The sequence below is a fragment of the Bradyrhizobium ottawaense genome (genome assembly GCF_002278135.3).
Classification (GTDB): Bacteria; Pseudomonadota; Alphaproteobacteria; order Rhizobiales; family Xanthobacteraceae; genus Bradyrhizobium; species Bradyrhizobium ottawaense.
This window is the reverse complement of sequence record NZ_CP029425.2, coordinates 4,872,571-4,892,368: the sequence shown is the minus strand read 5'-3', so window position 1 is coordinate 4,892,368 and position 19,798 is coordinate 4,872,571. Positions and strand designations below refer to the sequence as shown.

General features: G+C 66.3%; 19 protein-coding genes. 8 read left to right on the top strand and 11 right to left on the bottom strand.

From position 1 onward, the window contains the following. Positions 1–38: 38 nt before the first annotated feature. Together CIT37_RS23555 and CIT37_RS23550 are read left to right on the top strand one after the other, a co-directional pair. Positions 39–1,295, top strand: coding sequence for a serine hydrolase domain-containing protein (locus CIT37_RS23555; protein WP_095425928.1), 1,257 nt, complete (start codon positions 39–41; stop codon positions 1,293–1,295). 180 nt (positions 1,296–1,475) lie between these two features. Further along, on the top strand, positions 1,476–2,354 hold the full coding sequence (locus CIT37_RS23550; RefSeq protein ID WP_095425929.1) for an AraC family transcriptional regulator: 879 nt from the start codon (positions 1,476–1,478) through the stop codon (positions 2,352–2,354). A 57-nt stretch (positions 2,355–2,411) separates the two neighbouring features. Here CIT37_RS23550 and CIT37_RS23545 read toward each other — a convergent pair whose 3' ends face one another. After that, positions 2,412–2,912, bottom strand: a complete 501-nt coding sequence (locus CIT37_RS23545; RefSeq protein WP_038972522.1) for a peptide deformylase — start codon at positions 2,910–2,912, stop codon at positions 2,412–2,414. 64 nt (positions 2,913–2,976) lie between these two features. Between CIT37_RS23545 and CIT37_RS23540 the strand changes: the two genes are divergently transcribed. Together CIT37_RS23540 and CIT37_RS23535 are read left to right on the top strand one after the other, a co-directional pair. Next, positions 2,977–3,561, top strand: coding sequence for a TetR/AcrR family transcriptional regulator (locus CIT37_RS23540; protein WP_095425930.1), 585 nt, complete (start codon positions 2,977–2,979; stop codon positions 3,559–3,561). Positions 3,562–3,648: 87 nt separating this feature from the next. Next, positions 3,649–4,227, top strand: coding sequence for a hypothetical protein (locus tag CIT37_RS23535; RefSeq protein ID WP_038972520.1), 579 nt, complete (start codon positions 3,649–3,651; stop codon positions 4,225–4,227). Positions 4,228–4,231: 4 nt separating this feature from the next. On the opposite strand, the gene CIT37_RS23530 is transcribed toward CIT37_RS23535, so the two are convergent. Then, the gene (locus CIT37_RS23530) at positions 4,232–4,690 is read right to left on the bottom strand and encodes a cupin domain-containing protein (RefSeq protein ID WP_038972519.1); all 459 of its coding nucleotides are present in this window, start codon (positions 4,688–4,690) and stop codon (positions 4,232–4,234) included. Positions 4,691–4,931: 241 nt separating this feature from the next. On the opposite strand from CIT37_RS23530, the gene CIT37_RS23525 reads away from it, so the two are divergent. Then, positions 4,932–6,152 (top strand): MFS transporter, encoded by a 1,221-nt coding sequence (locus CIT37_RS23525; protein ID WP_095425931.1) that lies wholly within the window; start codon positions 4,932–4,934, stop codon positions 6,150–6,152. A gap of 21 nt (positions 6,153–6,173) precedes the next feature. Here the strand turns inward: CIT37_RS23525 and CIT37_RS23520 are convergent, their stop codons facing one another. Further along, a complete protein-coding gene (locus tag CIT37_RS23520) occupies positions 6,174–6,560 on the bottom strand; it encodes an ester cyclase (protein WP_028145087.1) in 387 nt (128 codons plus the stop codon). Positions 6,561–6,576: 16 nt separating this feature from the next. Continuing rightward, positions 6,577–7,467, bottom strand: a complete 891-nt coding sequence (locus tag CIT37_RS23515) for a LysR family transcriptional regulator (protein ID WP_095425932.1) — start codon at positions 7,465–7,467, stop codon at positions 6,577–6,579. Between the two features lie 105 nt (positions 7,468–7,572). On the opposite strand from CIT37_RS23515, the gene CIT37_RS23510 reads away from it, so the two are divergent. Beyond that, positions 7,573–8,298: an SDR family oxidoreductase gene (locus tag CIT37_RS23510; RefSeq protein WP_095425933.1), complete on the top strand. Its 726-nt coding sequence runs from the start codon at positions 7,573–7,575 to the stop codon at positions 8,296–8,298. Between the two features lie 15 nt (positions 8,299–8,313). Here CIT37_RS23510 and CIT37_RS23505 read toward each other — a convergent pair whose 3' ends face one another. The 6 genes from CIT37_RS23505 to CIT37_RS23480 form a co-directional block, all read right to left on the bottom strand. After that, the gene (locus tag CIT37_RS23505) at positions 8,314–9,186 is read right to left on the bottom strand and encodes a bifunctional helix-turn-helix transcriptional regulator/GNAT family N-acetyltransferase (RefSeq protein ID WP_095425934.1); all 873 of its coding nucleotides are present in this window, start codon (positions 9,184–9,186) and stop codon (positions 8,314–8,316) included. 63 nt (positions 9,187–9,249) lie between these two features. Beyond that, a complete protein-coding gene (locus CIT37_RS23500) occupies positions 9,250–10,431 on the bottom strand; it encodes a VWA domain-containing protein (protein WP_095425935.1) in 1,182 nt (393 codons plus the stop codon). After that, positions 10,428–12,653 carry a DUF5682 family protein gene (locus CIT37_RS23495; RefSeq protein WP_038946469.1) on the bottom strand — a complete coding sequence of 742 codons (2,226 nt, stop codon included), beginning with the start codon at positions 12,651–12,653 and terminating at the stop codon, positions 10,428–10,430. The genes CIT37_RS23500 and CIT37_RS23495 overlap by 4 nt, the downstream gene beginning before the upstream one ends. 16 nt (positions 12,654–12,669) lie before the next feature. Continuing rightward, entirely contained in the window at positions 12,670–13,746 is a 1,077-nt protein-coding gene (locus CIT37_RS23490) for an ATP-binding protein (RefSeq protein ID WP_095425936.1), read from the bottom strand. Then, positions 13,743–14,924: a DUF5691 domain-containing protein gene (locus CIT37_RS23485; protein ID WP_244611402.1), complete on the bottom strand. Its 1,182-nt coding sequence runs from the start codon at positions 14,922–14,924 to the stop codon at positions 13,743–13,745. Before CIT37_RS23485 ends, CIT37_RS23490 begins: the two co-directional genes overlap by 4 nt. Before the next feature lie 25 nt (positions 14,925–14,949). After that, entirely contained in the window at positions 14,950–16,383 is a 1,434-nt protein-coding gene (locus tag CIT37_RS23480) for an SWIM zinc finger family protein (RefSeq protein ID WP_244611265.1), read from the bottom strand. A gap of 243 nt (positions 16,384–16,626) precedes the next feature. On the opposite strand from CIT37_RS23480, the gene CIT37_RS23475 reads away from it, so the two are divergent. After that, positions 16,627–17,387 (top strand): IS5 family transposase gene (locus CIT37_RS23475; RefSeq protein WP_244611264.1). Its coding sequence is split into 2 segments (ribosomal slippage): positions 16,627–16,966 and positions 16,966–17,387, totalling 762 coding nucleotides; the frame shifts between segments, so codons are not numbered across the junction. A gap of 98 nt (positions 17,388–17,485) precedes the next feature. On the opposite strand, the gene CIT37_RS23470 is transcribed toward CIT37_RS23475, so the two are convergent. Continuing rightward, a complete protein-coding gene (locus CIT37_RS23470; protein WP_028145079.1) occupies positions 17,486–17,854 on the bottom strand; it encodes an MmcQ/YjbR family DNA-binding protein in 369 nt (122 codons plus the stop codon). Between the two features lie 204 nt (positions 17,855–18,058). Here CIT37_RS23470 and CIT37_RS23465 point away from each other — a divergent pair, with 204 nt between their 5' ends. Beyond that, complete coding sequence (locus tag CIT37_RS23465) at positions 18,059–19,723, top strand: acetolactate synthase large subunit (RefSeq protein ID WP_095424745.1); 1,665 nt, start codon at positions 18,059–18,061, stop codon at positions 19,721–19,723. Positions 19,724–19,798 lie beyond the last annotated feature (75 nt).

Below are 19,798 nucleotides of genomic sequence, written 5' to 3'. Positions count from 1 at the left end.
ATACGACATCCGCATCGCCCTCTCCGGAGCCAGCCTGCATGTCCACCGCGATCGCCCCCAGCCAACAGCCCGCAACCGCCGCCGAGACCGATCCCGAGACCCTCGGGTGGATGAAGGGCTTTCCGCCGGCGCCGGATCGCACCATCACCTTCCAGGACGGCTCGTTCCGCAGCTTTCCCGAGCTGCGCTGGGCGTGGAGCAATGTCCGGCAGCTGGTGCCGACGGTGAACGTCTGGCGCGGGGCAGGGCCGGCCTCGCCGCTGCCGTGCGAGGACCATGACATCGGCGCGGTCGCCTCGACCACGATGGACGGCCGGCCCATGACCTTCGCAAAGATGCTGGAGGAGACCTATGCGGACGGCATCGCCGTGCTGCATCGGGGCAAGCTGATCTATGAGCGCTATTTCGGCGCGTTGAAGCCGCACAAGCCGCATATCGGGATGTCGGTGACGAAGTCGTTCACCGGCGTGCTGGCCGGCATTCTGGTGGCCGAGGGCAGGATCGACCCGCAGACACCCGTCACGGACTATGTGCCGGAGCTGAAGGCGAGCGGGTTTGGCGACGCGCGTGTGCACGAGGTCATGGATATGACCACGGGGCTCGCATACACCGAAGTCTACACCGACAAGAATTCGGCCGTGTGGGGATTGCGGCGCGCCAACGGCATGGCGCCGATCGAGCCCGATTATGACGGCCCGACCACCATTTTCGATTTCCTGATGGCGCAGAAGAAGCAGGGCGAGCACGGCAAGGTCTTTGCGTACAAGACCGTCAACACCGACGTGCTGGCCTGGATCATCAGGCGCGCCAGCGGCATGACGCTGTCCGATCTTCTGTCGGAGCGCATCTGGATTCCCATGGGTGCGGAGGAGGACGCGTATTATCACGTCGACCGCATCGGCACCGAGAGCGGCGGTGGCGGTCTTTCCACGACACTGCGCGATCTTGCCCGCTTCGGCGAGACCATGCGCAACCATGGCCGCTTCAACGGTCGCCAGATCGTGCCTTCATCCGTGGTCGCGGACATCGCGCGCGGAGGCGACCCCGAAAAGTTCAAGCCCGCCGGCTACACCACCTTGCCCGGCGCCTCCTACCGCAACCAATGGTGGGTCAGCCACAACGCCCACGGCGCCTACATGGCGCGCGGCGTCTACGGCCAGGGCATCTATGTCGATCCGAAGGCCGAGATGGTGATCGCGCGCTACGCCTCGCATCCCGTCGCGGGCAACGCCGCCAACGATCCCGTGACGCTGCCGGCCTACATGGCGCTGGCGAAGGCGCTGATGGCGGGATAGGTGCGTAGGGCGGATTAGCCGCAAGGCGTAATCCGCCGCTGCTCGTTCAAGATGGCGGATTACGCTTCGCTAATCCGCCCTACGGGCCGGCGAATGCCGCGATATCCTCTCAAACCGCAAGATCGGTCGAGCGTGTCACGGCCTTCTGCGGCTAGATGGAGCCGCCACGGAGGAGGGACGATGAAGGCGGCGCTGCAAAACTATCAGGACCGGATGCGACGGGTGCTGGATCATATCGATCGGCATCTCGACGATGATCTGGCCCTCGACGGGTTAAGCGCTGTTGCCGCGTTCTCGAAGTTTCATTTCCACCGGCAATTCACCGCGACCTTCGGGTTGTCAGTGCATCGCTATGTCCAGTTGGCCCGCATGAAGCGCGCTTCACATCAGCTGGCCTACGGTAACGCCCTTGGCGTCACCGACGTCGCGATGGATGCCGGTTACGCTACGCCTGACGCCTTCGCCCGCGCCTTTCGGCAACGGTTCGGGCAATCGCCGTCGTCGTTCCGGAAGTCTCCCGACTGGGAGCCGTGGCTTGCGGCCTTCGGGCCTCTCGATAACGCGAGGAACAAGCTCATGAAGACGTTTAGCAGTGACGACGTGACGATCCGCGATGTGCCCACCACGAAAGTGGCGATCATGGAGCATCGGGGCGACCCGGCGACGCTTGGCGCCACCATCCAGCGCTTCATCGCCTGGCGCAAGACAGCCGGCCTGCATCCCCGGACAAGTCCGACTTTCAATGTCTGGCGTTCCGAGCGGCGTCCTTCATCGCCTGCCGATTACAGCGTGGACCTTTGTGTCGGCGCCGAGCAGCCGATCGAGGCGAATGGCGAAGAGATCAAGGCCGGCGAGATCCCCGGCGGACGCTGCGCCGTGCTGCGAATCGTCGGCTACACCGACAATCTGGAGCCCGCCGCGCTCTACCTCTATCGCGACTGGCTTCCGGCCAGCGGCGAGGAGGCACGCGACTTCCCGATCTATTGCCAACGACTGAGCTTCTTCCCGGAAGTGCCCGAGCACGAGACGGTGGCGGAGCTTTTTCTGCCGCTGAAATGATTGCCTAAGGTGGATTATGCCCGCGGCTGCGCGAAGCGCAGTCGCGGCCAACCCGTCCTACATATTCCGCGACATCTTCTCGAACTTCTTCACCAGCCGCTCGCGCTTCAGCCGCGACAGCCGCTGGATCCAGAACATGCCGTCGAGCTGGTCGATCTCGTGCTGATGGCAGACGGCGCGCAAGGCTTCGGACTCCTCGCTCTGCAATTTGCCGTCGAGGTCCCAATAGCTGATCCGCACCCGGGCGTGGCGCTGCACCTCGTCATTGACGCCGGGCATCGAGACGCTGCCTTCGCGGTGCAGGATCATCTCGGGTGACGTCCATTCAATGACCGGATTGACGTAGGTGAGGGGGCCGTCCTTGGCATCGAGCTCAAGCACGACGACGCGCAGCGGCACGCCGATATGCGGCGCGGTGATGCCGATGCCGGGGGCGGCCCGCATGGTGTCGAGCAGATCCGCTGCAAGCTCGCGCAAGCCGTCGTCGAATGTGGTGACCGGACGTGCCGGCATCGTGAGCCGGCGATCGGGGTAACGGACGATGAGGCGGATGGTCATGCAGGGCTCCTACCACTCACGGAGGGTTGAAGCACGCCGTTCTTGACGGCCTAGTTAACCTGCCATGACCAAGATTTCCTCGACCGCCGACGACATTCTGGACTGCGCCCGCACGCTGATCATTGCAGGCGGCTACAACGGCTTCAGTTACGCCGATGTGGCCGAGATCGTCGGCATCCGCAAACCGAGCATCCACCACCATTTCGCCAGCAAGGTCGATCTGGTCCGCACCCTCGTGTCGCGATATCGCGAGGAGGCCCAGGCTGGGCTGGCGGCCATGGAGCGCAACGTGCCGGACCCCGGCGAGCAGCTCAAGAGCTATGTCGCGTATTGGGAAGCGTGCATCAAGGACGCGAAGGCTCCGTTCTGCGTTTGCGCGCTGCTCGCCAGCGGGCTTCCGATCCTGCCTGAGGAGGTCGCGCTCGAGGTCCGGGCTCACTTCCGCTCGCTGGCGTCGTGGCTGACATCGGTGATGGAGCGCGGCAAGCGGCAGGGGCGGCTTCAGCTCTCCGGCACGGCCCGGGTCGAGGCTGAAGGGTTCATGGCGACCGTTCACGGCGCGATGTTGTCGGCGCGGGCCTATGGCGATCCAAAGATGTTTGGGGTCATCGCCCGGCCGTTGCTGGATCGGCTTTCCCCCAGGCACTGACGCAATCCGCACTGTTGCAATCGATCTGAATGGCGAGGCGATCTGGTTTCGCAAGAAAACTACCAACTAGTAGGTAAGGAAGAGAAAATGAAAGATCTTGAGTTGGCTTCGGATACATCCGACCGTGCGCAATGGCTGAAGCAATACTATTTCCTTCGCGCCGCGTTTTCCGTTGCCTGGGTCATTGCCGCCTTTGCCGTCGCGCCGTCGTCTGCGGCGATCGCAGGAACGTTGCTCGTCGCCTATCCGGCATGGGACGCCGCGGCCAATTATCTCGACGCGTTCTGCAGCGGCGGATTGAACCAAAACCGCACCCAGGCCCTGAACGTGCTGGTCAGCCTGGCGACCACCATCGCGGTCATCCTGGCCTTGCGGGTGAGCATGAACTGGGTGCTCGGGATCTTCGGCGCGTGGGCGATCCTTGCCGGATTGCTTCAGCTCGGCACGGCGGTCCGGCGCTGGAGGAGCTACGGCGCGCAATGGGCCATGGTGCTCAGCGGAGGCCAGTCGGCGCTGGCAGGCGGCTTCTTCATCGTTCAGGCCGCGATGCCTGCAATCCCGTCGATCGCGAACGTCGCGGGCTACGCTGCGGTCGGCGCGCTGTACTTCCTGGTCTCGGCGGTCTGGCTCACCGTCAGCACGTGGCGCCGCGGCGCGGCGCTGTGAGACGTCACGCCGGATAGGGCGTGCCGTCCTTGTGCAGGAAGCGGCCGTCGGATGCCGGGCTCATCATGTCGATGTCGGAGCAGGTGATGAGGTCGTCGGGTGAGCGCGAGCCGATCTCGAGATAGACGGCCGTTGCATCCGACCGGTTGACCATGTGATGGCCGTTGCCGCTTGCCTTCGGGAAGGCGGCGCAGTCGCCAGCGCGCAGCACGGTTTCGCCGCCGTCCTCGATCAGCGTCACTTCGCCTTCGAGCACATAGACGAACTCGTCCTCGTGCGAATGCCAGTGCCGCTGGCTCGACCAGCCGTCCGGCGGCAGGCGCATCAGGTTCACCCCGAAATCCCTCAGGCCTCCGGCATCGCCGAGCCGCTGGCGGATGCGATCAGCGCAAGGCGCATTGAAGGGCGCCGGATAACCGGAGCCTTTGCGCGATGGCACGGCAGCGATGTCGATCTTTGGCATGGATTTGTCCCTGGTATGGTGCTGGTGTTTTGCCCGATGAGTCAAATCGCGTCACGGTTGTCGCAAATCATCTGCCTCGTAAGTCATTGATCCGACAGCGCCCGGCTACTTTGCATGGGGTTGTTTTTCGACTTTTTTGTTGGCAGGTCACGAACCGGGGCGGCAAAAATGACGTGAGCCATGTCGGTCCGCCCGGTTCCCATTCGTCTTCCACGTGAGACAGACCTGACGGGAGACCGAAATGACTTCTTCCAACTATCGCTGGGTGATCGTCGCCGCCGGCGGCCTGCTCGGCTGCGTCGCGATCGGCGGCATGTTTTCGCTGCCGGTGTTCCTGCAGCCGATCGCCAAGGACACCGGCTGGTCGGTGACCGGCATCTCCAGCGCGATGACGATCGGCTTTCTGGCGATGGCCTGCACCAGCATGGTCTGGGGCACGCTGTCCGACCGGTTCGGGCCGCTGCCGGTGGTGCTGACGGGATCGACGGTACTGGCGCTCAGCCTGTTCGCGGCGAGCCATGCGACCTCCCTGATCGTGTTCCAGTTCGTGTTCGGCCTTCTGGTCGGCGCCTCCTGTGCGGCGATCTTCGCGCCGATGATGGCGACCGTGACCGGCTGGTTCGATACCCATCGCAGCCTTGCCGTGTCGCTGGTGTCGGCCGGCATGGGCGTGGCGCCGATGACGATGGCGCCGCTCGCGGCCTGGCTCGTCTCGAACCATGACTGGCGCACCTCGATGCAGATCATCGCGCTCGTCGTCGGCGCCATCATGATCCCAGTCTCGTTCCTGGTGCGCCGCCCGCCAGCGCTCGCCAATGCGGCGGTCGCACCAACGGGCGAGGGGGCCGCGCAGAGCGAGATGTCGATGGGCGAGGCGCTGCGCTCGCCGCAATTCCTCATCCTGCTCGCGACCAATTTCTTCTGCTGCGCCACCCATTCCGGTCCAATCATCCACACCGTCAGCTATGCCGTGAGCTGCGGCATCCCGCTGGTCGCGGCGGTGACGATCTACAGCATCGAGGGTTTTGCCGGTCTCGGCGGGCGCATCGCCTTCGGCCTGATGGGCGACCGTTTCGGGGCCAAGCGCGTGCTGGTCTCAGGGCTGCTGCTCCAGGCGTTCGGCGCGCTCGCCTACGTCTTCGCCCATCAGCTCGCGACCTTCTACGCCGTCGGCGCGGTGTTCGGCTTCATCTATGCCGGCACCATGCCGCTCTACGCCGTGCTGATACGCGAGAACTTTCCGCTGCGGATGATGGGCACGGTGATCGGCGGCACGGCGATGGCCGGCAGCCTCGGCATGGCGACGGGCCCGCTCGCCGGCGGCCTGATCTACGACGCCTTCTCCAGCTACGCCTGGCTCTACATCGCTTCCTGGGCGATGGGCTTGGGTGCCTTCCTGATGGCGATGAATTTCAGGCCGTTTGCGAAGCCGCAAGGCGAGGTGGCGCCGGCGGCGGCGTAGGTTCGACATCGAGGCGCAAGGTCAGAGCTGCGCCTCGATCGCGGTCTTGTCGATCACCGACCAGACCTGCCGGATCTTGTCGTTGCCGAATTCGTAGAACACGTTCTCGCAAAACGACACGCGCCTTCCGTTGACGGCAAGCCCAAGGAACGTCCCGACCGGCGTGCAATCGAACTTCAGTCGTGCCGCGACGCGCGGTGGATCGATGATGAGCATCTCGATGTGGAATTGCAGATCGGGTATCTCCCGAAAATCCTGCTCCAGCATCGCGCGGTAGCCGGACAGGCCGAGCGGACGGGCATTGCGGGCGACCTCATCATGCACGAACTGGCCGAGCGCCGGCCAATCCTGCCGGTTCAGGCAGGCGATGTAGGCACGGTAGATGCCGGCGAGCTCTTCTTTCTCCATACCGGCTCCTTCCGGTTCACGCGCGCCGCCGCAGATGCTCGATCAGCGCGCGCAGCTTCGGTGCGACGTTGCGGCGGCTCGGGTAGTAGAGATAGAATCCGGCGAAGCAGGGGCAATAGTCCTCCAGGATCGGCACCAGCTCGCCGCGCGCGATCGCGGGGCGAAAGCTCGCCTCCATGCCGAACGTGATGCCGGCGCCGGCCACCGCCAGCTTGATCATCAGCGCCATGTCGTTGGTCGTGATCTCGGGCGTGACCGCGACGCTGAACTCCTTGCCGCCGTCGGCAAACTCCCAGCGATAGGGGACAACGTTCGGCGCCGGACGCCAGCCGATACAGCGAAAGGACGCAAGCTCGGACGGATGCGAGGGCACGCCGAAGCGGTCGCGGAAATCCGGCGCGCAGACGGCGAGCTGGCGTTCCTCTCCGGCGATCGGCACCGCAATCATGTCCTGCTCGATGACCTCGCCAAGGCGGACGCCGGCGTCATAGCCGGCGGCGACGATGTCGAATTCCGCATCCGTCACGGTGATGTCGAGCTGCACCTCCGGGTTCGCGTCGGCGAAGTCCGCAAGAAAGCGCCCCGAGAGAAAATGCTCGGCGATCGAGGAGACGGCGAGGCGTAGCAAACCGCGCGGCCGCCCGCGTAGTGCCTCGGTGCCGTCGAGCGCGGCGCGCATGTCCGCGATCGCAGGCGCGACCTCCGCATGCAGCCGCTCGCCGGCTTCGGTCAGGCTGACGCTGCGGGTGGTGCGCTGGACCAGCGCGATGCCGAGCGTTTCCTCCAGCCGCCGGATTGTCTGGCTCACCGCCGAGCGGGTTACGCCGAGACGGTCGGCGGCGGCGCGGAAATTCCGCTCTTCGGCGACCAGCGCAAAGACGGCGAGGGCGTTGAGGTCTGGTTCCATCGGTTAGCGTAGCTTGTCAGTGTGGTTAGGGATCGTCGTCTTATCACAGCGATGGCGCCGGTCCATCTTCCCGCAATCACTCCGAAAGCAACGGGAAGAACCCTCATGCCAATCGACAAAGTCATTCTCATCACCGGCGCCTCCAGCGGTATCGGCGCCGGCATTGCCCGCGAGCTGGCCGCGGCCGGCGCGAAGATTCTGCTCGGCGCGCGGCGCACCGACCGTCTGAATGCGCTTGCGGCCGAGTTGAACGGGCGGGGCGGAACGGTGCTCGCGCATCCACTCGACGTCACCGACCGCGCCAGCGTTGCCGCCTTTGCCGACGCAGCGCGCGGGGTCTGGGGCCGCGTCGACGTCATCGTCAACAATGCCGGCGTGATGCCGCTGTCGCTGATGGCCTCGCTCAAGGTCGAGGAGTGGGACCGGATGGTCGACGTCAACATCAAGGGCGTGCTCTACGGCATCGCCGCCGTGCTGCCGGAGATGGTGGCGCGCGGGTCCGGCCAGATCGTCAACATCGCCTCGATCTGCGCGCTGAGCGTGTCGCCGACGGCAGCCGTCTACTGCGCCACGAAATATGCGGTGCGGGCGATCTCGGATGGCCTGCGCCAGGAGCACGACAATATCCGCGTCACCTGCATCCATCCCGGCGTGGTCGAAAGCGAGCTTGCCGGCACTATCACCGATCCCGTGGCCGCCGAGGCGATGAAGGCGTATCGGGCGATTGCGCTTCAGCCAGACGCCATCGCCCGCGCGGTGCGCTTCGCCATCGAGCAGCCCGATGACGTCGACGTCAACGAGATCGTCGTGCGGCCGACGCGGACGAGGTGACGATACCCATCCGCATCAGATGCGCTTCTCGAAAAACAGGTCCGGGTAGGGGTCGTCATTGTAGCGCGGGATCCCGCGCCAGCCCGTCGTGCGGTAGAGCTGGCCGGCCTCGGGCAGCGCGCTGTTGGTGTCGAGCCGCAGCAGCGTGATGCCGAGTTCGCGCGCGGCGCTCTCGGCCCCGTCCATCAGGCGCCGGCCGACCCGCAATCCGCGCGCGGCGGGCGCGACCCACAGCCGCTTGATCTCGGCATAGCCGTGATCGGTTCCCTTCAGGCCGACGCAGCCGATCGGCAGCGTGTCCGACATCGCGACGATGAAGCTGCCGCGCGGGCGGCGCATGTCCTTGGCGTCGGGGTCGCGCGACAGCGAAACGTCGAAGCCCTGCTTGAAGCGGCGGCCGAGCTCGGCATAATACTCGCCGAGGCAGTAACGCGCTTGCTCGCTTTGCGGATCCATCTCCTCCAGCGCAACACGCTCGCGCGTCAATGCGGACGCGATCAGGTCCATCGCCGCCAGCAGCGTCTCGGCCTGCGAATGCTGCGCGAGCAAGCCCTCGGCCTGCGTGTTCGACAGCGCCTCATAGGCTGCGAACTCGCGCCGGCCCGCACGCGTCAATGTCGCGACCCGGCGGCGGGCATCGTCCTCATGCGCGGCGGTCTCGACCAGGCCGTCCTCTTCCAGGCTGCGCAGCAGCCGGCTCATCAAACCGGAATCGAGGCCGAGATAGTCGCGGATATCGGCCACGTCCGAGCGCCCGTGCCCGATCGCATTGAGCACGCGCGCCGCGCCGAGCGGGCGGCCGCGCCCAAGAAAAGAGGTATCGAGCGCGCCGACGGCGGAGGTGACGGCACGGTTGAAACGACGAACGCGGGAAACGGGGTCGAGCATGATGTCTGACTTTAGTCAGATATCGTGGTCTGTCAATCGGGCGGGAGCTGATCGGGCTGGATGCTAGGTTTCCGGGCGGATCAGCTTGATGTCCTGGTCGGCGGCCCATCCGGCAACATCCTCGCGCTTCAGGGCGGTTGCCATCAGATCCGGGAACTGATCCGGCGTGCAGGCGAACACGGGAATGCCGAGACTTGCGACCTTCGCAGACAGCGCGGGATTATAAGAGGGGTGGCCGGTGTCGGTCAGCGCCAGCAGGACGATCACGTTGATGCCGCGCGTCGCGAGCCGCGCCAGCCGGTCGACCAGCGCGTCCGCATCGCCGCCCTCATAGAGGTCGGTGATCAGGATCAGATGCGCTTTCGCCGGCCGTTCGATGCGTTCCTCGCAATAGGCGACGGCGCGGTTGATGTCGGTGCCGCCGCCGAGCTGGACGCCGAACAGCACCTCGACGGGATCGGCGAGCTCTTCGGTCAGGTCGACGATCGCGGTGTCGAAACAGATGAGCTTGGTTGTGACCACCGGCAGCGAGGCCATCACCGCCGCAAAGATCGAGGCATAGACGACGGAGGTTGCCATCGACCCCGACTGGTCGACGCACAGAGTAACCTCTTCGAGATCGACGATGCGACGCTGCTGGCGCAGGAAGCCGATCAGCCGTTCGGGCACCACGGTGCGGTGCTCGGCCTGGTAGTGGCGCAGATTGGCCTTGATGGTGCGCGGCCAGTCGATGTCGGCAAAGCGCGGGCGATGGGTGCGCAGCGAGCGGTTCAAGGCGCCGCGGACCGCGTCCGCGGTGCGCCGCTCGAGCCGTTCCATCAGCTCGGCCACCACCTTGGCGATGACGATGCGGGCGGTGTCCTTGGTCTTCTCCGGCATCACGCCGCGCAGTGCGACGAGATCGGCGATCAGGCTCACATCCGCCTCGACGGTCGCAAGGAATTCAGGCTCGAGCAGCATCTGGCGCAGGCCCTTGCGCTCGAAGGCATCTTTCTGGATCACCTGCACCACGGGCGCGGGGAAGAACTCCCTGATGTCGCCGAGCCATTTTGCGACGTGCGGCGCCGAGCCGCCGAGCCCGCCGCGGCCCTTCCTCGGCGCCTCGTCGCCGTCGCCATAGAGCGCCGTCAGCGCCTCGGACATGCGGCGATCGCTGGCGGACAGGGCGGGGCCGTTCTCGGCGCCTTCCGCGTCGACGCCGAGGGCGAGCGTCCAGCGGCGGCTGCGTTCATCGGCTTCGCTCATCGCGCAGCTCCCGAGGTGAGAAGTTCGAGCACGCGGGCCTGATGCGCGGGCCAGATCTCGCCTGCGCCGGCGAGCAGCCGATACCCTTTGGCGGCATCGGTGCTGCGCGCGAACAGCGCGTCCATCAATCGCCTGCGCTCGGTTCGGTCCAGCGCCGAGAAGACGCGGCGGAACAGCGGCAGGCTCGCGGTGAAGGCATCCTCGTCCAGCGTCATCAACCAGGCGTCGACGGCGCCGCGCAGCGTTGCATCGTGGATCAGCCGCTGGCCGGCGCCCTCGAAGAAGCCTTCAAAGAAGCCGGCGGCTTCCGCCACGGGTGTGCCAGGCGAGAGCATCCGCGTCAGCAGGTCTGCCGCGTGATCGGCGGTCAAGAGCTCGGCCTCGTAGAGCAGCCGGGCCGCGGTGCCGGCGATCAACCGGGTCGCCTGATCATCGTTCAGCAGCGCGCTCAGCGCATCGCGCCAGCTGGCGACGATTTCGGGCTCGATCTGGGCAAGCTGGATCGCGGCGTCGGCTGCGAGCAGCGCGCCGCGCAGCTTGGCCGCCGCGGGTCCGTCCAGATTGCGCGCGGCATAGGGCAAAGCGAGTGCGGCCTGCACCACGATGCGCGGCATCAGCGCCGCCAGATGCTCGACCGTGCCGGCGCGCGCCTCGCCATAGCGCAGGATGTCGGCCATCGGCGGCAACGCACCAAGCAGAGACTGTCCGTCGCTGGTCAGCGCCGCCTTGGTCTCCAGCGCCGCGATGCCGAACGCGGTGGCACGGGACAGGTCGGCGATCATGGCGTTGCGCACCAGCGTCGCGAGCGGAGCCAGCTCGGCTTCCTTGCTCATCGCTTCGATCAGGCGTCCGCCGGCAGCCTCGGCGATGGTCGAACCGTGGAGCAGATTCTCCACGAGCCTGACTGCGAATTCCGGCTCCCAGCGCAACTGCCAGTTCTCGCGAAACGTACCGCGGCTGCGGCCCGCATCGGTCAGCCGTCCCCAGGGCACGTCGAGCGCGTTCAGCCGGTGCAGCAGCGTGGAGCGCATCAGCCCGCTTTCGCTGCGCAGATCGAGCGTCAGCGGCCGATCGAGCGCCTCCGGCTTGAGCCGCGTCGCCTTCTGCTGCCGCTGGAGATCTTCGAGCAGCGGCGCGAGCGGTGTTGTCGCTGGAATCGCGCCGACACCTGCGCCGATCAGCAGCTCGGCCGAAATGTCGTCCCACATGGCGCGTTCGCCGTTGCAGAGGCAGGCGATCGCCGCCTCGCGCAGCTCCGCGAAACCCGGCGCGGGGCGGCCGCGCAGCGCCGCAAGCGCCGTGCCCAGCCGCTGCGCCTCGATGACCGAGGCGGTCGAGACGAAATGGCCGCGATCGCGCAGCACGCGGGTCGCCTTGGCAAGCCACTCCGCGGCACGATCGCGCTCGCGCGTGTCCCAGACATGAGCGCACCATCCCGGCGCCACCACGCCCGCGCCATAGCCGCTCGCGCGCGCCAGACGCGGCGCGGTCCAGGGCGCCCAGGTCGCCTTGATCTTCGTCTTCGGCCGGCCCTTGAGCAATTCGCGATCCGCAGCAAGGCTGCGACGCTCGGCGAGTGCCGGCACGTGCCAGGCGCCGCAGACGACCGCGATGGCGCCATCGTGGTCCTTTGCCGCCTTCGCGATCTCGATCCGCATATGCGCCTCGCGCGCGGCCTCGCGGGCCGATAGCGATTTCTCGTCTGCGCGCAGCGCCGTCATCGCATCGGCAACGGCGGCGAAGATCGGGCCCGTTGCAGGGTTTTCCTCGATGACGTCGGACCACCAGGACTCGCCGTCGTCATAGCCTGCGGCGGTGGCGAGCGCCCCGATCGGGTCGTGGCTGACTGGATCGGCCTCCGCCCTTGCAGCAATCTCCTCCGCAATGTCGCCGTCGGTGGCACCCAGCCGGTCCGATGCCGGCAGGTCGATGAAGCGCAGGGTCGCGCCGTGGCGCACCGCCCAGCGTGCGGCCTGGTATTCCGGCGAATAGTCGGCGAAGGGGAAGAAGCTGGCGTTGGCCGGATTGTCCTCGGCGTAGGTGAGCAGCGCCACCGGCGTCACCATGTCGGGATCGGCGAGCATCGGTAGTAGCTCCGATGCATCCGCCGGGCCCTCGATCAGCACCGCGACCGGCTTCAGCGCGTCGAGCGCTTCCACCAGCCGCCGCGCGGAGCCGGGGCCGTGATGCCGGATGCCGAAGAGGGAGACCTGGTCTGCCATCGCTCGCGCCGCGCTGTCAGATCCGGTCGGTCAGCGAAGCATAGTAGCCTTCGAAGCCACGCCGCTTCTTCAGCACGGTCTCGAGATACTCGCCGAGCACGGCCGTATCCTGCACCGGATCCTTCACGACGGCGCCGATCATGTTGCTGGCGAGTGTTTCCGGCGTCAGCTTGCCGTCGTTGAAGAAGGTCGCCTGGCTGATGCCGCCGATCACCACCGCGATCGCTTCGGCTGTCGACAGCCCGCCCGAGGGCGACTTCAGCGCGATCTTGCCGTCCTCGGTCGAGCCCGAGCGCAGCTCACGGAAGATCGAAACGACGCGCGCGACCTCGTCGGCGACGTTCTTCGGTGCCGGCAAATCGAGATTCTCAGCCATCTCGCCGACACGCTTGACGATGATCGCCACTTCCTCCTCGGCGCTGTCGGGTAGGGGCAGCACGACGACGTTGAAGCGGCGCTTGAGCGCGGACGACAATTCGTTGACGCCCTTGTCGCGGTTGTTGGCGGTGGCGATGATGTTGAAGCCGCGCTGGGCGTAGACGGCAGTATTGAGCTCCGGGACCGGCATCATCTTCTCCGACAGTACCGTGATCAGCGTGTCCTGCACGTCGCTGCCCATCCGCGTCAGTTCCTCGAAACGGCAGAGCTTGCCGCCCTCCATCGCACGCATCAGCGGCGTAGGGACCAGCGCTTCGCGGCTCGGCCCGTGCGCAAGCAATTGGGCATAGTTCCAGCCGTAGCGGATCTGGTTCTCGTCGGTCCCGGCCGTGCACTGGATCACGAGTGTGGAGTCGCCGGTGATGCCCGCGGCGAGGTGCTCGGAGACCCACGATTTGGCGGTGCCGGGCACACCCAGCAGCAACAAGGCGCGATCGGTCGCAAGTGTCGCGACGGCGGTCTCGATCAGCCGCTTGTCTCCGACATATTTCGGCGTGATCACGCTCCCGTCGGCAGCCTTTCCGCCCATGAGGTAGGTCACCACTTGCCGCGGCGAGAGCGCCCAGCCCGGCGGACGATGCCCGTCGCCCGCGGCAAGCGCCTTCAACTCGGCGGCATAGCTGTCCTCGGCGGGCAAGCGCAGTTTCTCGCTCATGGTTTCGCTCCATTGTCGTCCAACGCGGCGTTGAGCCGCAGCATGTCGAGGCGCGGGTCTCCTTGCAGGAGGCCCGCAGCCGTCAGTCGTTGCAGTGATTGTCGCGCGCCGTCTCGCGAGGCGAGAAGGCCGAGCGCGTGAAGCTCCGGGACCTGATCGCCGGGCCTCGCGTCATCGCGATGAAGTGCGGCGAGCAGGGTCTTGCCGGCGGGCGCGGAGAGCGGATCGTCCAGCCGTGCCGCTGCGCCTGCGAGTTGTCGGGCCAGTTCGAAGCTGATGCCGTGGGTGCGCAGCGCCGCCTCGGCATGCCTCGTGCGTTCGGCGGGCGCAAGGCGTGGCGCGAGCGCGGCAACGAGGCCGGTGGCATCGCGTTCGCCGATCGCGTCCGCCGCTTGCGCGACCAGCGCATCCGTCCCGGTCGCGACGATCAGGTTGATCAGCGACATGTCGGCGGCATGGTCCACATTCCAGTCCCAGGCGGCAATCAGCTCCTGCGGCGCAAGCCCCAGCGCGCCGGAAAACGAAACGAGGCCGGCGCCGTCGAACAGGGCCTTGCGGCGTTGCACTTGCGCCGGCGTCTTGAGTGGTTCGGCCTGGACCACGCGCGAGCGGCGCAGCAACCCCTTGGTCTTGATCGAAAAGAAGCCGGCAAGTTCGGCGACGTCCTCGCCGGCCGCAGGGCCTCGGCCAAGACGCGCGAGCAGCGAGGCCGCAAGCGCCTTGACCTTGGGGGCGGGATCGTCGGCCGCGATGCGTTCGAGAAAAGGGATGTCGTCGTCGGAAAGCCGCTCCGACAGCAGCAACAGCAGGCGCAAGCGTGCGTCGGCAGTCTCGCTCGCGAGCTTGGCCTCGAGCATCGCGCGTGCGGCGGACGGGTCGCGCCGCCTGAGTTCGGTCAGTGCCGCCTTGCGCGCAGCGGGCCAGAAATCGTCCCAGTTCTCGGCCGTGAGGCTGTCGTTGGTTTGCCGGGCGGCGCCGTCGGAGTCCGCAATCGTCGCCCAGTCGCGCCAGCTGGCATAGACGTCCGGCGCGTCGTCATCGTCGGCTGCCGGCATCCAGTCGGCCGGATGCGTTGTCCAGCCGCGCGCCGCGAGGAAGTGGACGAGTTCGGTTGCCGCCTGCGCCTGTTTCTTCGCCGCGAGGATCCGGCGCACGAGCGGACGCAGCTCTTCGGGCACCGTCGGCAATGCAAGCGTCGGAATATCAGGCGGGATGCGGAGCACTGAAGCCGGCTCCATCGTCACCGATGTGCCGAGGAACTGGCCCGAAAGCGCAAGCAGCCGCAATTCCGCTTCGGCGGGATCGTCGCCGAGCTCGGTACGCCAGAACGTGGCTGCGGGCGCGGCCGCGGATCCCATGGTCCAGCGCGTGAGGACTGCACCCATCGCAGCAAGGATCGTCTCGGCCCTGGTCGCCGCAGTCATGGCCGCCGATCCGCCCCCAAGGGGTCTGCGCGGCGAGGATCGCGAGCCGATTGCCCGACCAGATCGCGGCGGTGCGCGCGAGATCGGTGCCGCACAGAATGCCATTGACCTCGGAGGCCACCGGCAGCGTCGCGAGGCCATCGGCCGATCGCCACCATGTGTGTCCGGCAGCGTCGCGCGCGATGCGCCCCTGCGGCAGCAGCAGCGGAATATCGATCACCCAGGGCTCTGCCAGCAACGGTCGCGTCAACGCGTCGGAGAGTGTGTCATCCGGCGCGGGCCATGCCGGCGGCGGCATCTCGTGCGTGGCGTCGCGCCGGACGAGCAGGGCGCGAAGCGGCCGCGCCGACGGATAGAAGACGAGCTCGCCATGAAAGCGCTCGCCGGGCGTGAAGACCGAACCGCGCCTTCCCGCGCTTGCCGGGAAAAAATCGAGCAGCATTGCGAAGCGTGGGCCGGCCGCGGCGAGGTTGAGCAGCCATGTCGTCTGTGACACCAACCCGTCACGGCGCGTCTGCACCTGCTCGGCAAGCACCTCCCAATCCGCATCGACCCGTAGTGCATCTGGATCGGCCAGCACCGTCTCGCGCGTCTCCGATGCGGCGACCGCGCGCCGGATCGCGGTATTGCGCGGGGTGGCGCGGAAGGCGCGCGCGAGCAGAACGAGCTTGCCGAGCTCGACCACGGCGCCGCGCGGACGGTCGCCTGCGGAGAGCGCGAGGAGGCGGGACGGCAGCTCGTCGATCCGGCCGGCGAGCACCGCGGCCTTGCCATCGACAAGCCGCGCCGCGATCCGCCGGCATCGCGCCGTGGCATCATCGATGAAGCCTGACAATCCCATGCGAAGCTGGTCGCCGATCCATTGATCGAGCGCATCCAGCGCATCGAAAATGGCGCGCTCGGTCTCTTCGTTACGTTTGGCTAACTGGGCCTCGCGCCGCGCCACGTCCTTCGGGTCGTCTGCGACCTCAGGCTCGGCGGCGCGCGCGGCACCCAGATCCTTGTCGCCGCCGGGCGGCGCATTGGTTGCAGGCTTTGCCGCGGACGGGCCGCGCCTGCGGCCGAGCCAATCGCTGACCCAGGCCGGCGTGTCGGCGGGCGTGAACGGCACCACCGCTTCTGCATTCAGCCACAACAGGCCGAGCACATGCTTGCAGGGGAATTTGCGCGAGGGGCAGGTGCACTTGTTGCCGAGGTCGCGCAGATCGGCCATCACGCGGTACGGATTAGCGCCGGAGCCCGCGCATTCGCCCCAGATCAGCGCGGCATCACGGCTCATGCCGACACCGGACCATTTGGCGGGCTTGGCGAGGCCGGCGGCGGCCTTGAGTGAGGATTGATCGGTAGCGAGTTGCTCGACCGCCTTCAGATCAATCGCCACGCCGATGCCCTAGGGTCTGTACCTAAATAGCGCCACGTGATTCTCTTGCCTACGTGTTGATTCGGGGGCGAGAGAATGCGCGCTGGTTTGTTTTGGCTGAACGACAGGCAATGGGCGCGTATCGAACCGCATCTGCCGAGGGGACTGACGGGGCCGGATCGGGACGACGACCGACGCATCGTCAGCGGCATCATTCACATGCTGCAATCGGGTGCACGATGGCGTGATTGTCCACGTGAATACGGCCCTTACACGACGATCTACAATCGCTTCAATCGCTGGGCCAAGCGAGGACGATGGTGCGCAATCTTCGAAGCGCTGGCCAAGCCTGGCGAAGACGGCGTCGTACTGTCGCTCGACTCGACCTCGATTAAAGCTCACCGGTGTGCCTCCGGCGGAAAAGGGGGGAGCACAATCAAGCAATCGGCCGCTCGCGCGGAGGCCGCACGACAAAAATCCATGCGCTGAGCGATCCGCTCTGCCGGCCGGTCGTCCTGCATCTGACTCCAGGCCAGGATGCCGATATCGCTGCGGCTCCCGATGTCCTGGCGCTCGCGCCACCCATGAGCGTGCTCCTCGCCGACAAAGGGTATGATGGCGACAAGCTTCGCGGCGAAATCATTCGTCGTGGCGCCAAGCCCGTAATCCCCAATAAATCTAACCGTGTCGTCATCCATCGCTTCAAAAAACGCGCCTACAAAGGACGAAATGTCATCGAACGCTGCTTTTGCAGGCTCAAGGACTTCCGGCGCATCGCCACGCGATATGACAAGCTCGCCCGTAATTTTTTGGCCGCTGTTCATCTCGCCGCTCTCGTCGCATATTGGCTCAATTGAGTCTGGACCCTAAATCGAATCCAGAAGCGGCAGTATAACGGGGAACAATGAAAGCTCAATGTCGCCGCGAGCGATCCCTGTGCTGCACGCGGGAATGGTCATGATCGCTCCGGTGAGGCGAGCCCGAGTTCCTTGCGTGTCTTCCGCGTCAGCTTTGCCGCGATCAGCGCGTGCGCCTGCGCCAGATACAGGATGAGCTCGGCATCGGGTAAGGCGTTGTTGCTGACGAGTTGCACCCATTTGGCGCGCGCCAAATACGGCGCAGGCCGGGCCAGGCCGTGCTCGATCAGCATGGCGTAGGCCATGTTCGCGGTCTTGAACATGTAGCCGCCGGAGCGCGCGGCAAAGCCGCCGCCGAGCGCGAACATCTTGCCGCCGACCTTGAAGACGGAGGTGCCCTCCCATTGCACCACCTTGGTGACGGCGGGCAGGCCCAGGCAGCGGGTTTCGAAGGATTTGGGTGTCATTGCCGGAGCGATAGCAGGTTGCGCGCGGCTTGCAACGTGCATGCTGACGGCCTCGCGGAGAGACGCTCGATTGTTTCGCTTGGTTCGCACGGCAAGGGCGAAGTTGATGCCGTGTGCCGCCCTTTGTGAGTTGTGCCGGCGCCGCAGGCCGCTACCATGTGCCAACTGCCGTGGAACACGGCAGCGAGCACAAGCGGAGGCGACATGAGCGGACAGGAGCGCAAGGTGAAGGGATCGGACCTGTTTGTCGCGGCGCTCGAGAACGAAGGTGTCGATCGCATCTTCGGCGTTCCCGGCGAAGAGAATCTCGATCTCGTGGAATCGCTCCGCACCTCCAAGATCGAGCTGGTCCTGACCCGTCACGAGCAGGCCGCCGCCTTCATGGCCGCCACGCATGGGCGGTTGACCGGCAAGCCCGGCGTTTGCCTCTCGACGCTCGGGCCCGGCGCGCTCAATCTGTCAACGGGCGCCGCCTATGCGCATCTCGGCGCGATGCCGATGATCCTGATCACCGGCCAGAAGCCGATCATGAGCAGCCGACAAGCGCGCTTCCAGATCGTGGACGTGGTCGCGACCATGAAGCCATTGACGAAGCTGTCGCGGCAGATCGTCAGCGCCTCCAGCATTCCGACCGTGGTGCGCGATGCCTTTCGCGTCGCCATGGAGGAGCGGCCGGGGCCGGTGCATCTCGAATTGCCCGAGGACATCGCGGGTGACGAAGTGCCTGATGTTCCCGTGATCCCGGTCCATCCGATCGAAATCCCGGTCGCTCATCGCACCACGCTCGACCGCGCCGCCGAGATGATTCTGTCGGCGAGACATCCGCTGGTCATGATGGGCGCCGCGACCAGCCGGCCGCGCGCGACCCACGGTATCGCCAGCTTCGTGCGGCGGACCGGCATTCCGTTCTTCACCACGCAGATGGGCAAGGGCACCGTGCCCGGCGGTACCAATCTCTACATGGGGACCGCCGCGCTGTCCGAACGCGACTACGTTCATGACGCGATCGATGCCGCCGACCTGATCATTGCGATCGGTCACGACCCGATCGAGAAGCCGCCCTTCATCATGGGGCCGTCAGGCCCGAAGGTCATTCACGTCAGCTACACGTCGGCCAGTGTGGAGCTGGTCTATTTTCCCGACGCGGAGGTCATTGGCGACGTCGGCCCCAGCCTGGAACTGCTCGCCGACCGGCTCGAAGGCAAGCTGCCGCAAGCCGCGTCGCTGCTGCCGCTGCGCGAGAAGATTCTCGGCCACATCGCCGACCGCGCCACCGAGGCGCGCTGGCCGCCGACGCCGCAGCGGATCGTGCACGACATCCGGCAGGTGATCCCGGAGAACGGCATCGTCGCGCTCGACAACGGCATGTACAAGATCTGGTTCGCGCGCAACTACCGCACCCGCCTCGCCAACACGCTGCTGCTCGACAATGCGCTGGCGACGATGGGCGCCGGCCTGCCGTCGGCGATGATGGCCGCGATGCTCTATCCCGATCGCCGCGTGCTCGCGGTCGCCGGCGACGGCGGCTTCATGATGAACAGCCAGGAGATGGAGACCGCCGTCCGTCTCAAGCTCAACCTCGTCGTGCTGGTGCTGGAGGATAACGCCTACGGCATGATCCGCTGGAAGCAGGCCGTCGACCATTTCGCCGATTACGGCATGACCTTTGGCAATCCTGATTTTGTTCTCTACGCGAAGGCCTATGGAGCGAAGGGGCATCGGGTCGAGAGCATCGACAGCTTTGGCCCGACGCTGGACGCCGCTTTCAAAGAGGGCGGCGTGCATCTGGTCGTGATCCCGATCGACTATTCGGAGAACGTGCGGGTGCTCGCGGACGAGCTGCGCGCCCATGAGAAGGCAAAGGGGTGATGTTTGGTCTCGTGCCCCGGACGCAGCGCAGCGCTTCTTCAGCGTTGCGTTGCAGAGCCGGGGCCCATGCGTCAG